Genomic DNA, 12,473 nt, shown 5'->3' with positions numbered 1-12,473 from the left:
TGTTCGTACTCGTGCGGGTACTGGTCATCGAGGACAACGAAGACCTCCGCCTCGCGATCGGCGGCTCGCTGCGCGGCGCGGGGTTCGCGGTCGACTCCGTCGGCGACCTGCCCCAGGCCGACGAAGCGCTCACCGTGAACGCCTACGACTGCGCGGTGTTCGACCGCATGCTCCCGTCCGGTGACTCGCTCGCCTACGTGCGCCGGAACCGGCCGTCGGTGCCGGTGCTGTTCCTGACCGCGCGCGACAGCGTCGCCGACCGGATCGCCGGGCTGGAGCACGGAGACGACTACCTGGTGAAGCCGTTCGCGATGGACGAGCTGACCGCGCGCGTGCGCAGCCTGTGCCGCCGCGTGTCGGCGAGCCTGCCGCCCGTGCTGCGCTGCGGGGACCTCGAAATCGACGTCGGGCGCCGCGCGGTCCGCCGCGCGGGCGTGCTGCTCACGGTGACGCCCAAGGAGTTCATGGTGCTGGAGCTGCTCGTGCTCCGGCAGGGCGCGCCGGTTTCGCGGACCGAGCTGGTCGAGTACGCCTGGGACGAACACGTCGCGCCCGCGTCGAACGTGCTCGCCGGTGTGATCAAACAGCTTCGCAAGAAACTGCGCGAGCCCGAAATGATCCGCACCGTGCGGGACCACGGTTACACGATCGGACCGGCGTAGGTTCTCCTCCCGTGGACGCATCCGAGATAGCCCGCGTGTTCCGCGCGGAGTACGGGCGCGCGGTCGCCGTGCTGGTGCGCGCCTTCGGCAGCATCGACATCGCCGAGGAAGCCGTGCAGGACGCCTTCGCCGTCGCGGTGGAGCGCTGGCCGTCCGGCGGTCCCCCGCCGAGCCACGCTGGCTGGATCATCACCACCGCGCGGAACAGGGCGATCGACCGCCTCCGCCGCGAAGCGTCCAGAAAGGACAGACACGCCGACGCGGCCTTCCTCGCCGTGCGCGACGAGCCCGCGGAAACCGGCCCGGTGCGCGACGACCGGCTGCGGCTGCTGTTCACCTGCTGCCACCCCGCGCTGGCGGTCCCCGCGCGCGTCGCGCTGACGCTGCGGCTGCTCGGCGGGCTCACCACCCGTGAGATCGCGCACGCGTTCCTGGTCCCGGAAAAGACCATGGCGCAACGGATCGTACGGGCGAAGGGCAAGATCAGGGACGCGGGCATCCCGTACCGGATCCCCGGCGAGGCCGATCTGCCCGACCGTCTCGGCGGCGTGCTCGCGGTGCTGTACCTGATCTTCAACGAAGGGTACTCGGCGAGTTCGGGCGAGGCGCTCGTGCGCGAAGACCTGTGCGCGGAGGCCATCCGCCTGTGCCGGATCCTCGCCGAACTGATGCCGTCGGAACCCGAGGTCACCGGGCTGCTCGCGCTGATGCTGCTGATCGACGCCCGCCGCGACGCGCGCACCGACGCCGACGGCGAACTGGTCCTGCTCGCCGACCAGGACCGGACGAAGTGGCACCGCGAACTGGTGGCGGAAGGCCGGTCGCTGGTCAAGGAATGCCTGCGCCGCGACCGGCCGGGGCCGTACCAGCTCCAGGCCGCGATCAACGCCGTGCACAGCGACGCCCGCACCGCCGCCGAAACGGACTGGCACCAGGTGCTCCGGCTCTACGACCAGTTGCGCGCCTTCGACCCGGGCCCGGTGGTCGCGCTGAACCGGGCCGTCGCCGTCGCCGAGGTCGACGGCCCCGAAGCCGCGCTCGCCCTCGTCGGCGAGCTGAAGCTGGACGAGTACTACCTGTTCCACGCGATCAGGGCGGACCTGCTGCGGCGGCTGGGCCGGACCGCGGAAGCCACCGCCGCCTACGACACGGCGATCGCGCGCACCGGCAACGCGGCCGAACGAGCCTTCCTCGAACGCCGCCGCGGCTGACCTCGCACGCGCCCGGGTTCAGCGCTTGCGGCTCGACCCGAGCAGGAAGATCAGGCCGAGCACCGCGATCACGATGTTCCCGGCGAGCCGGTACTCGTGCAGCGCGGGGATGTAGTTCAGCAGGTACCAGCTCTTCGCGCTGGAGTTGTAGTAGTTGATGATCCCGCCAACGCCTTGGACGAGACAGAGAAGGCCGAACAGCAGGATCACGACGTGGGCCCTCCCTCGGTGACGAAGCGAACCACAGCCTGGCAAACCCCGGACGCGTCGGCATCACACCGCAGGTCGATCCCGCTCTCATCATTTTGGATGACCCCGGAACAACCTTGGTTGTTTTCGCCGTGGGCGAATACCCGACCACGCGGCGGCGGAATGCGCGACGGTGGGGCCATGAAGCTCCTCATCCTCGGCGGCACGGAGTTCGTCGGACGCGCGATCACCGAAGCGGCACTCCGGCGCGGCTGGCCGGTGACCGTCTTCCACCGCGGCAGGCACGCGCCCCTGCCCGGTGTCGAGGTCCGGCACGGCGACCGGACCGCGCCCGGCGGGCTGTCCGCGCTCGCCGGCGGCGAATGGGACGCCGTGGTCGACACCTGGAGCGCCGCGCCCAGGGTCGTTCGCGACGCGGCGCGGGCGCTCGCCGGCCGGGCGGGCCACTACCTCTACGTCTCGACCCGCTCGGTGTACGCCGATCCCGTGGCACCGGGGGCGACCGAAGAAGCTCCCCTCGTCGAAGGTTCGCCCGACGGCGAGCAAACCGAGTACGCGCAAGACAAGCGTGGCGCGGAACTGGCCGTCGAAGCCGCTTTCGCCGGCAGCGCGCTGTTCGCGCGGGCGGGGCTCATCCTCGGCCCGCACGAGAACGTCGGCAGGCTGCCGTGGTGGCTGAACCGGATCGCGCGCGGCGGCGACGTCCTCGCACCCGGCCCGCGCGACCTGCCGTTGCAGTACATCGACGTCCGCGACCTGGCCACGTGGGTCCTCGACGCCGCTTCGGCTCGTCTCGGCGGGGCCTACAACCTGGTGAGCCCGTCCGGCCACGCCACAATGGGCTCGCTGCTCGACGCGTGCGCGCGGGTCACCGGCTCGGCCGCGAACCTGCGCTGGCTCGACCCCGGCGAGATCCTCGCCGCGGGCATCGAACCGTGGACCGAGCTGCCGATCTGGCTCCCGCCCGGCGAAGACCACGACATGATGCACCGCGCCGACGTCACGAAGGCGCTGAACACCGGCCTGCGCTGCCGCCCGGTCGGCGAGACCGTCGCCGACACCTGGCACTGGTTGCGCTCCGTCGGCGAAGCACCCCTTCGTGCGGACCGCCCCCGCCCCGGCCTCACCCCGGAAGCCGAAGCGAAGGCACTGGCGAGCCGGGGAAGCCGCACGCCCTGAAGGACGCCTTGGGGGGAATCCGACGCCGCGAAGGCGACCTTCAGGGCATCAGCATCACCAAGCCCCGCGCCACGAGGGCCGAGAATGCGGCGTCAGATTCCCCAAGGACGCGAAATCGACGCGCGCATAATAAGCGCGTTAATCGCCGGAAAGCGCTACGTGCACCCGGTTCCGCCCCCGTCTTTTCGCGGTGAACAGGGCGTTGTCGGCGGCGTGCATGACGTCTTCCACGGACTGCCCCGCCGTGGGGAAGCCCGCGACCCCGATGGACACCGTCACCCCGAACACCGCGCCGGTGCTCGAAGTGACCCGCATCCGTTCGACGCGCCGCCGGATCCGGTCGGCGACATCGGCGGCGTCTTCCACCGTGGTGGCGGGCAGCGCCACCACGAACTCCTCGCCGCCGAACCGTCCACAAAGGTCGGTCGTCTCCCGCATGGCGCGTCCGACGGCGCGCAGTGCCTCGTCGCCCGCCAGGTGGCCCATGGTGTTGTTCACCTGCCGGAAGTGGTCGACGTCGATCATCAGCACGCCGAGCCCGGTGCCGCCGCGGCGGGCGCGCTCCAGTTCGGCGTCCGCGACCTCGTGCCAGCGCGCCGCGTTCAGCAGCTCGGTCTTCGCGTCGATCGTCGCCGCGCGCTCGAACTGCCGGACGAGCCCGCTGCGGTGCAGGCAGAACGCGGGCAGGAGAACCAGCGCGACGAGCGGTGGGTGCCATTCGAGCATCAGCGCCACCAGCACGCCCGCGCACAGCGTGGCGAGTTCGAGGACGTTGTCCGGCCGGGCGCCCAGCAGCCCGCGCGCAGACCGGTCACCGCCGTCGAGTGCCAGCAACACGCTCGCGATCGCCGTGTTCACCGCGAAGTAGACGACGATCAGCACGCCGAGCCCGAACGTCCCCAGCGGGCTGCCGTCGTAGGTGCCGAGCCCGGCGGCGCACCACGCGGTCACCTGGCACGTCACGATCACGTTGCTCGCGTTGAACGCCACGCGCGCCAGGTGCATGCCCCGCGGGCCGCGGAGCCACACGTGCGCGTACAGCGCGGCGGCCAGTGCCCCGGCCACCGCGGGCGGCAGCACGAGCGCGCCCGCCATCGTCCACACCGAGGAAAGGTTGACGTACGGCATGTTTTCGTACCGCAGCCGCCGTCCCTCCACCCGCCGCGCGGTTTCGGCGGCGACCACGCCGCAGCCCAGCAGCACCCCGGAGGCGACGATCTCGTACCGGCCGCCGCGTTCGAACGGCGCGGTCAGGAACACCGCGGCCGCACCCGTGTCGACAAGCACGATCCAGGCGCGCGTCCACCGCGAGCGCGCCCACTTCGGCCAGCCGTCGACACGGGTGCGGCCACCCCCCACGTATCCGCCCTCCCCGTCCGGCACCCCGGCCCGCAGGCGAGCCGGGGGTACTCAACAAGGACCGCCGGGCGCGGCGCAGATACCGGGCGCGGCCGATTCACCCCAAGGAACCAACGGGGAAATCCGCGGAAATGCTGACCGCGGCCCATTTCTCCGTTTCCTCGACGCGCGCTTTCGCGGACTCCAGGATCGCCTCGACCGCGCCCGCCCCGAGCACCAGCCGCCGCGGCGGGTCCGGGTGGGCGACCGCTTCGACGATCACCTTCGCCGCGCGCGCCGGGTCGCCCGGCTGCGTGCCGTCGGTGGCCCTGCGGTACTCGTTGAGCGCGCCGACCGTTTCGCGGTAGTCCCGCCCGACCTCGTGCAGTGTCATCGAGGAGCCCTGCCAGTCGGTGCGGAAAGCACCTGGCTCGACGATGATCACCTTGACGCCAAAGGGTTTCACCTCGTTCGCGAGCACTTCGGAGAAACCTTCGACCGCGAATTTCGCGGTCTGGTAGGCACCCATCCCCGGGGTTCCGCCGACCCGCCCGCCGACCGAGGAGAACTGCACGACGGTGCCCGCGCGCTGCCGCCGCAGCACGGGCAGCGCGGCCTTCGTGACGTTCACGGTGCCGTAGAGGTTGGCGTCCACCTGCGCGCGGAAGTCGCCGGCCGCCATCTCCTCGATCGGCGCGCTGTTCGCGTAGCCCGCGTTGTTGACGACGACGTCGAGTGAGCCGAACTCGGCGACGGCGAACTCGACCGCGGCGACGGCCGCGACGGCATCGGTCACGTCGAGCGCGAAGGGGCGGACCCGGTCGCCGTACCGCGCCACGAGCGCGTCGAGGGTTTCCGGGCGGCGCGCGGTGGCGACCAGGTTGTCGCCGTTCTCGAGTACCGCGCGGGCCAGCTCGCGCCCGAAGCCGCGCGAGCTTCCCGTGATCAACCAGGTCTTGGGCATGAGGTGCGCTCCAGTTCGACAACCAACCAGATAGTTACCTTTTCAGTGAACACCTCTGCTCGAGAAGAGTCAACCGACTAGTTGGTTACCGCACTCCGCCGAGCACCACGTCGCGCACGCGCGCCCGGTCCACCGGCGATCCGAGCCCCGAAACGATCAGGTCCGTCACCCCCGCGTCGCGGAACCGACGCAGCTCGCGGACCACCTCGGCCTCGGTACCGGCGACGACGGTGTCCGCGGGCCCCGCCAGGCCCGCGCGGTCGAGCACGGCGCGGTAGGCGGGCATCTCCGCGACCTTCGCGAAGTCCCTGGCGACGGCGGCGCGCACGCCATCGGGATCGCCGGTGACCGCGACCAGCACCATCACCACGATCCGCGCGCCGGCACCGAGACCGGGGACGAGGTGCTCGGCGACCAGCTCCGGCCGCACCCACACCGCGATGGTGCCGTCGGCGAGGTCGCGGGCCACCTCCAGCATGCGCGGCCCCAGCGCGGAGATCAGCACGGGCGGCGGGTCCGCCTTGGCGGTCAGCCGCGTGTCGACGGTGAAGAAGCGGCCGGAATGCCGGACGTGCTCGCCGCGCAGCAGCGGGTGCAGCACTTCGAGGTATTCGCGCGTGTGGCCGGCGGGCGAGGCGTAGGGAATGCCGAGCTGTTCGGCGATGTACCACGAATGGCTCGGCCCGACGCCCAGCGTGAGCCTGCCGCCGGTGAGCGCCTGCACCGTCAGCGCCTCGGTGGCCGTCGCCACCGGGTGCCGGGGGTAGGTCGGCACGATCGCGGTGCCGAGTTCCGGCGGCCCGCCTTCGACGGCGGTCAGCAGGGTCAACGGGTCCCAGCCGCCGGGGTGCTGGTTCGTCCACGCGCTGTCGAAACCGCGCGCCGCTTCGGTCAGACCTTCGATGCCGTCGGTCGACGGCGTGACATTGATGCCGATTCGCATGCGGCCAGTCCAGCGCGGCCCGCGCGGGCGAACCAGATCCAGCTCCCCCACGCAGCGATAACATGAAGTGATCGTGGCAGGCAGGAGGAACGGTGGAGCTGCGGGCCTTGCGCTATTTCGTCACGGTCGCCGAGGAGCTGCACTTCGGGCGAGCCGCCGAACGGCTGAACATCGTGCAGCCCGCGGTCAGCCAGCAGATCGCGCGGCTCGAACGCGAGCTCGGCGTCCGGCTGCTGGACAGGTCACCGCGCACGGTGCGCCTCACCGACGCCGGGCGCCGGGCGCTCGAAGCGGCCCGTGACGCGCTCGCCGCCGCCGAACGGGTCCGCACCGCCGTCGCGGATCCTCTGGTGGGCACGGTCCGCATCGGCACCGCCACCGGGCTGACGAGCCGCCTCGAACGCGGGATCGACGAGCTGCGCCGCGGCAACCCGGCGTTCGAACCCGTCCTCGTCGACCTTCCGGCCGCGGCGAGGCTGTCGGCGTTGCGGCGCGGCGAACTCGACCTCGCGCTGGCCAGGGGCACCGTGTCCGTGCCCGGCCTGAAGGCGTTGCCGACCTGGTCCGAACCGCTGCACGCGGTCGTTTCCACCCGCCACCCCGCCGCGGACCGCGAAACCGTCACGATCGACGAGCTGGCCTGCTACCCGCTGCGCTTCCCCGCCCGCGAATGCGACCCGCCGCTGTACGACGCGATCACGACCGCGCTGCGCGAAGCGGGCGTGCGCCCGAAACTCGGGCGCCGGGCGGGCACCCCGCAGGACACCGTCGTCGAAATCGGGGCCACCCCGGAAAACTGGGCACTGCTGCCAGCCGACCAGATCGCCGCCGCCGGCGGCACCAGGGTCCGCTCGATCCCGCTCGACCCGCCGGTGGCGATCACCGGCAGCGTCGTCACCGCCGAAACCACCCCGGACGCCTGCGTCGCCGTGATCACCGCCGCGTTCCGCGACACCACGCCCTGAGCGGTTGCCATCATGTACCGATGACCGACGGACAGGGCGCGGAGTTCCTGAGCGACTTCGAATCGTGGACCGCGCGCGTGGCCCTGGAAATGCTGGTCGGCGAGGCCCTGCTCGACGAGGAGATCGTGAGCGCGCTCAGGCGTGAGGGCCTCCGCTCCGACCAGGCCAGGAATGCGCTGCTGGAGAACGAGACCGCGCTCGCGCGCATCCGGATGGAGCAGGACGGGCTCATCACGTGGGATTCTCCGCGATGGCGGCCGTCAGCACGCGAAACCGGCTGGCTGGCCGTGCTCGCGGCCGTCGGCACGGGCTATCTGACCTTGCTGACCCAATCCTGGTCGGCGCTGCCGGTCCCGTTGCGCGTCTTCGGCCTGTTCGGGGGTGTCTCGGTGCTCTTGCTTTCCGGCCGCGTCCTGGTGCACCGGATTCCCGATCTGCCCTACCGATGGGAAACGCCACAGCCCGGCACGCTGCTGCCCGACGAGCGGCAAGCGGCGCTCGGCACCCGGAAACAGTTCGTGCTCAACGAGATCGTGCTCCCCGAGCTTCGCGAGTACATCCGGGAAAACCGGCAGCTCTACCACGGCACCAAGTTGATCTACCGGAACGTGGACCGGCTCTATTCCGACGACGACGACACCATCGTGCACACCCCCGCCGCCCGGCGGTTGCGCCGCATCCTGGAGCGCACCGGCACCGGCGCGATCGCGCTGGCCGGCCATCGCGGCACCGGCAAGACGACGATGATCCGCACCATGAAACTGGGGCGGCTCGACGACCGGGAATCGACGGAACCCCTGGTGGTGGAAGCGTCCGCGCCTGCCCACTACGAAGCCCGCGACTTCGTTCTCCATCTGCACGCCCAGCTCTGCCACGCCGTTCTCGACGCGGTCGAAAAACGCATCGGCGAGCAGCGAAGGACGCGCGCCACGCGAATTCGACGTGCCATCGGCGCCACGGCCGATCTGCTGGCGCTCGTGTTCGGCGGAATCGCCGTTTCCGCGTTGCTGTGGCAGGCGCCTTCGGGACGTTTTCTCGCCGATCTCGGCGATCTCATGGCGCGCGGTTTCGCGCAGTTCCCCGATTCGTTGCCCGCTCTCTGGTCCGGCCTGCCCGGCGCGCGGGCGACGGCGGCCGGGGTGCTCGCGTGCTGCCTGGCACTCGCCGTACTGGCCCCGGTCAACGCGGTGCTCAGCGCCAGGTTCCGGCGCCGGGATTCGCTGCACCAGCTTGCGCGGGACGCGATGAAACAGCTTGGCGGGATCCGGTACCTGCAGACCTTCACCTCCGGCTGGGCGGGAAAGGTCACGCTGCCGTTCGGCGGGGACGTCGGGCGGACCCGATCGACCCAGCGGGCCGAGCAGCAGCTCACCTATCCCGAGGTCGTCGACGCGTTCCGGACCTTCGCCGAGCGGGCCGCGAAAACGCTGGAGCGAAGGGGAACCGAGCGGGTCGTGATCGCGATCGACGAGCTGGACAAGATCGGCGAGCCGGAGAAGGCCCAGCAATTCCTCAACGACGTCAAAGAAGTCTTCGGCATACCGGGCTGCCTCTTCTTCGTTTCCGTTTCCGACGAGGCGGTGCTCGTCTTCGAGCAACGGGGACTTGCCGCGCGGGACGCGCTGGACAGCGCGTTTTCCGAACAGCTCCGCCTCGACCCGTTCACGCTCGACGAAAGCAGGCTGTGGGTCGCGCTCCGGGTCGCCGAAATCCCCGAAGCGTTCTGCTACCTCGCCCACTGCCTTTCCGGCGGGCTTCCCCGCGAACTGAAACGCCTCACCATCGACATGGTCGACGTGACCACCACCGACTACCAGCCGACGCTCGCCGCGGTCACCGCGACGCTGGTGCACAAGGAACTCACGACGAAGGCCTCGGCACTGGCCGCGATGACCGCGGCACTCGGCGTCGATCCCCGGCCGTCGGGACTCGCCGGGGACCTGCTCGTCCTGTCCACCGTCCGCGACCCCGGCGAACTGGCCGAATCGGCCGACCGGCTGGTGCGGGAAATCTCCGAGGACGACACCTCGGAGGAAAAGAAACTGCGCCTGCACGCCGGGTGCTTCGCGCTCTTCTGCGCCACGGTCCTGACGCTGTTCGACGACCGGCTGACACCGGAGCGGCTCACGCCCGGCCTCCACGAACTCGCGGTCGCCCAGCGGCAGATGGGGCTCTACCCCCGTGCGGCGTGGCAACGCCTGCAGGACTTCCGCAAGCAGCAAGCGGTGGACTGAACCTATCCGGCCGTGGTGCCCACGAGCGGGCGCGGCTCGGGCGCGGCTTCCTGGCTCGGCGGCGCCTGCCTTGGCAGCGCCAGCACACCGCCGACCGCCACCACCGCGCACAGCACCCCGGCCACCGCCACCCCGCCGCTCACCGCGCCGACCTCGCCGAGCAGCCCGACACCGATGGCCACGGCCACGATCGGGTCGACGACGGTGACCCCGGCGACCACCGTGGACGGTGACGCGTTCGCGTAGGCCTGCTGCACCAGCACCGCGCCCACGAGCAGCGCGAAACCGATGCCGATCAGCGCGGCGACCAGGAACGTGGCGGGCCCGCCGTACTGGAACTGCTGGAGCACGGCCCTGGTCAGCACCGACACCAGGCCGTACCCGATCGCGCCCGCGGTGGCGAAGGCGAGGCCGCGCGCTCGCCCCTTGAGCGCCATGGCGAGCAGGCAGAACCCGATCACCCCGATGACGACGAACTCGCTCGCCCGCAAAGCGGCCTCGCCGGTCACATCGGTCGATTCCGCGTTGCTCCCGGCGAAACCGACGAAACCGGCCACACCCGCCGCGATCGCGCCCACCGCGAGCCAGCCCCGCCTGCCGAGCCCCGGTCCACCGGCCCGCGCGCCGAACACCGCGCTCGCGCCGACCGCGATCACGCCGACCGGCTGGACCACGGCAACCGGCGCGAGGCCGAGCCCCACCGCGTGCAGGGTTCCTCCGAGGGTCATCACGAGCAGGCCGACCAGCCACGACGGCTGGCGCACCAGCCTGCCGAGCGCGCGCAGCCCCAGCGTCGACTCGTCGCCGCCCTTCGTGGCGTGGACCGCCCGGTGCTGCATCTGCGCGGCCAACGCGGCGAAGACGGCGCCGACCATCGCGAACGCGATCCCGATGACGTTCATGCACAGCTCCCTGGGAATCCGTGGACCTGACGGATTCCCGGCAAGTCGAGCGGCGCGCTCTCGGTGCCACCGGAACCACTCTCGTCCCCCGCGGCCGCGCGCACGATCACGGTGGCCACCGAACCGGCACTGGTGGCAGCCAGACCGCCGTGGTCGAGTGTGCCCTACCGCCGGGGCGGCGCGGTCAACCGCCCCGCGGCCGGGAACCGTTGCACCAGAAGCGATGTACGCACGGTGTCGGCGCATACCCGGTGCGTGCGCGTCATTCGCTCAGCTCCACGGCGCGTTGTTCGAGGTAGCGCTGCTCGGGCAGGCTGAGCGTGCGCTTGGCGGCCAGCCGGTACTGCACCGCCGCCGTTTCGCGGTCACCGGACATGTCCAGCAGGTGCGCCCTGATCGCGGCCACCCGGTGATGGCCTGCCAGCGCGGGATCGCCTTCGGCCTCGGAGAGCCTGCGCAACCCCGCTTCCGCGCCGTCGGCCATGGCGACCGCGACGATCCGGTTGAGCGTCACCATCGGACCCGGCGCGATGGTGTGCAGCAGTTCGTACAGCGCGCGGATTTCCCGCCAGTCGGTGTCCGCCGCGGTGGCCGCCTCGTCGTGCACGGCGGCGATCGCGGCCTGCAGCTGGTACGGCCCGACCGGGGCCCGCGCGAGCGTCGTGGTGATCAGCTCGACGCCTTCGGTGATCGCCTCCGCGTTCCACCGCGAGCGGTCCTGCGCGGCCAGCGGCACCAGGCCGCCGTCCGCGTCGGTCCGCGCCGCCCGCCTGGCGTCGGTGAGCAGCATCAGTGCCAGCAGCCCGGCGACCTCGCCGTCTTCGGGCAGCCGTTCGCGGAGCTGGCGCGCCAGCCGGATCGCCTCCGCGCTCAGTTCGACCCGGAACAGGGACGACCCGGAACTCGCGGTGTACCCCTCGTTGAAGATCAGGTACAGCACGTGCAGCACGGCGGAAACCCGGTCGGCGAGCTCGGCCTCCGGCGGCAGGCGGAACACCGCGCCGCTGGCCCTGATCCGCTGCTTCGCCCTGCTGATCCGCTGCCCGACAGTGGCCTCCGGCACCAGCAGCCCGCGCGCGATCTCCGCGGTGGTCAGGCCGCCGACCGCGCGCAGGGTCAGCGCCACCTGGGACACCGGGGTCAGCGACGGATGGCAGCACAGCAGCAGCAGGGTCAGCGTGTCGTCCTGGCCGGGAACCGGCTCCTGCTCGGGCGGGAGCTGCCCGAACACCGTTTCCTCGCGACGTTTGCGAGCTGATTCGCTGCGCCACAGCTCGGTCTGCCGCCGGTGGGCGACGGTGATCAGCCAGCCCTTCGGATTGGCGGGAACGCCTTCGGCGGGCCACTGCGTGGCGGCGGCCAGCAAGGCTTCCTGCACGGCGTCTTCGCAGGTGTCGAAACCGCCGCCGAACCGGCGCAGCAGCACGCCGAGGACCTGCGGCGCCAGTTCGCGCAGCAGGTCCTCGAGCGCGCGGGGCGTGCTCAGAACTCGATCCCGTTCAGGTCGAAGATGGGCCGCACCTCGACCTCACCCCATGCCGCGTCCGGTGCCTTCGCCGCCAGTTCCACGGCGCGCTCCATGCTGTCGCACTCGATCAGGTAGAAACCCGCGAGGTGCTCCTTGACCTCGGCGAACGGCCCGTCGGTCGCGATCGTCTCCCCGTCGCGGACACGCACCCGCTTCGCGTGCGAAGGGTCGACGAGGCCCTCCGAGACGATCAGCTCGCCGGACTCCGCGAGCAGTTCCCGCAGGGCCAGGTGGCCCCGGCCGAGATCACTCCGCTGCTCCTGGCTGAGCCCTTCCCAGGCCTGCCGGGATGCCTCGTTGCTGTGGATCAGGATCAGGTACTTCATGAACGCCTCCG

12 protein-coding genes are annotated in these 12,473 nt (G+C 71.3%); 5 read left to right on the top strand and 7 right to left on the bottom strand.

Annotated elements, in window-relative coordinates; genetic code table 11:
- Nucleotides 1–11 precede the first annotated feature (11 nt).
- Entirely contained in the window at nt 12–662 is a 651-nt protein-coding gene (locus ABD256_RS18930) for a response regulator transcription factor (protein ID WP_344420050.1), read from the top strand.
- Nucleotides 663–673: 11 nt separating this feature from the next.
- The gene (locus tag ABD256_RS18925; protein ID WP_344420048.1) at nt 674–1,873 is read left to right on the top strand and encodes an RNA polymerase sigma factor; all 1,200 of its coding nucleotides are present in this window, start codon (nt 674–676) and stop codon (nt 1,871–1,873) included.
- 18 nt (nt 1,874–1,891) lie between these two features.
- Here the strand turns inward: ABD256_RS18925 and ABD256_RS18920 are convergent, their stop codons facing one another.
- The gene (locus ABD256_RS18920; protein ID WP_344420045.1) at nt 1,892–2,083 is read right to left on the bottom strand and encodes a hypothetical protein; all 192 of its coding nucleotides are present in this window, start codon (nt 2,081–2,083) and stop codon (nt 1,892–1,894) included.
- Nucleotides 2,084–2,263: 180 nt separating this feature from the next.
- Between ABD256_RS18920 and ABD256_RS18915 the strand changes: the two genes are divergently transcribed.
- Complete coding sequence (locus ABD256_RS18915; RefSeq protein ID WP_344420043.1) at nt 2,264–3,262, top strand: NAD-dependent epimerase/dehydratase family protein; 999 nt, start codon at nt 2,264–2,266, stop codon at nt 3,260–3,262.
- Nucleotides 3,263–3,400: 138 nt separating this feature from the next.
- On the opposite strand, the gene ABD256_RS18910 is transcribed toward ABD256_RS18915, so the two are convergent.
- The 3 genes from ABD256_RS18910 to ABD256_RS18900 all read right to left on the bottom strand — a co-directional run bounded on the left by ABD256_RS18910 (nt 3,401) and on the right by ABD256_RS18900 (nt 6,507).
- Nucleotides 3,401–4,621: a GGDEF domain-containing protein gene (locus tag ABD256_RS18910; protein ID WP_344420040.1), complete on the bottom strand. Its 1,221-nt coding sequence runs from the start codon at nt 4,619–4,621 to the stop codon at nt 3,401–3,403.
- A 97-nt stretch (nt 4,622–4,718) separates the two neighbouring features.
- Nucleotides 4,719–5,564 (bottom strand): oxidoreductase, encoded by an 846-nt coding sequence (locus ABD256_RS18905; protein WP_344420038.1) that lies wholly within the window; start codon nt 5,562–5,564, stop codon nt 4,719–4,721.
- An 85-nt stretch (nt 5,565–5,649) separates the two neighbouring features.
- Nucleotides 5,650–6,507 carry a TIGR03564 family F420-dependent LLM class oxidoreductase gene (locus tag ABD256_RS18900; RefSeq protein ID WP_344420035.1) on the bottom strand — a complete coding sequence of 286 codons (858 nt, stop codon included), beginning with the start codon at nt 6,505–6,507 and terminating at the stop codon, nt 5,650–5,652.
- 92 nt (nt 6,508–6,599) lie between these two features.
- Here ABD256_RS18900 and ABD256_RS18895 point away from each other — a divergent pair, with 92 nt between their 5' ends.
- Complete coding sequence (locus ABD256_RS18895) at nt 6,600–7,472, top strand: LysR family transcriptional regulator (protein ID WP_344420033.1); 873 nt, start codon at nt 6,600–6,602, stop codon at nt 7,470–7,472.
- Nucleotides 7,473–7,492: 20 nt separating this feature from the next.
- Complete coding sequence (locus ABD256_RS18890) at nt 7,493–9,706, top strand: P-loop NTPase fold protein (protein WP_344420030.1); 2,214 nt, start codon at nt 7,493–7,495, stop codon at nt 9,704–9,706.
- Nucleotides 9,707–9,708: 2 nt separating this feature from the next.
- Here the strand turns inward: ABD256_RS18890 and ABD256_RS18885 are convergent, their stop codons facing one another.
- The 3 genes from ABD256_RS18885 to ABD256_RS18875 all read right to left on the bottom strand — a co-directional run bounded on the left by ABD256_RS18885 (nt 9,709) and on the right by ABD256_RS18875 (nt 12,462).
- Nucleotides 9,709–10,608: a DMT family protein gene (locus tag ABD256_RS18885; RefSeq protein WP_344420027.1), complete on the bottom strand. Its 900-nt coding sequence runs from the start codon at nt 10,606–10,608 to the stop codon at nt 9,709–9,711.
- Nucleotides 10,609–10,870: 262 nt separating this feature from the next.
- Nucleotides 10,871–12,094, bottom strand: coding sequence for an RNA polymerase sigma factor (locus ABD256_RS18880; RefSeq protein ID WP_344420512.1), 1,224 nt, complete (start codon nt 12,092–12,094; stop codon nt 10,871–10,873).
- A complete protein-coding gene (locus tag ABD256_RS18875; protein WP_344420024.1) occupies nt 12,091–12,462 on the bottom strand; it encodes a YciI family protein in 372 nt (123 codons plus the stop codon). Before ABD256_RS18875 ends, ABD256_RS18880 begins: the two co-directional genes overlap by 4 nt.
- Between the last annotated feature and the right edge of the window lie 11 nt (nt 12,463–12,473).

It is taken from the genome of Amycolatopsis minnesotensis (assembly GCF_039529815.1).
GTDB classification, from domain to species: Bacteria; Actinomycetota; Actinomycetes; order Mycobacteriales; family Pseudonocardiaceae; genus Amycolatopsis; species Amycolatopsis minnesotensis.
This window is presented reverse-complemented; position numbering and strand designations above follow the sequence as displayed.